Origin of the sequence: Micromonospora sp. AMSO12t, from assembly GCF_008806585.1 — a bacterium.
Taxonomy (GTDB): Bacteria; Actinomycetota; Actinomycetes; order Mycobacteriales; family Micromonosporaceae; genus Micromonospora; species Micromonospora reichwaldensis.
In genome coordinates, this window is record NZ_WAAS01000621.1 from 1 (window position 1) to 443 (window position 443).

The 443-nt window shown below is 71.6% G+C and carries 1 protein-coding gene; it reads left to right on the top strand.

What is annotated here, in order from left to right:
* Positions 1–443 (top strand): hypothetical protein (locus tag F6X68_RS33875; RefSeq protein WP_192581673.1); only part of this gene is annotated, 443 nt, incomplete at both ends.

The following is a 443-nucleotide window of genomic DNA, read 5'->3' on the forward strand; positions in this document are numbered from 1 at the left end:
GCCGTCGATCCGACCACGCTGCGGTCGAGAACGCTCGATCAGGAGGACTGGCGCCACTGGACCAGGGCTGCTGCTCTCGCGGCCGTCCTGTGCGCCGAGCGCGGCGACCGGATCGGGATGCGCACCTGGCTCGATGTCCTGCGAGACGGGGCCGCCCGCGCGGATGCAGGCGATGAGCTCCGCGATCCCGCCGTCGCGTTGTGCTGGCTCATCGTGGGCGATCGCGGCGGCGACGCCGTGAGTGGAGCCGGTCCGGCGAGCGGGGGCATGCTCCGCGCACTGCGCGCCGCGACGGACGGAGACATCGATCGTGCGCTCCGCCTGCTGTCGACCGATGGATCGGTCCTGTCCGTCGGCCCCGATCCTCTCGTCCCTGGGTACGAGAACAGCCCGGTCATCCAGGCCTATCGCGCGGTCATCGAGGTGCTGCTGCTGGTCTGGCG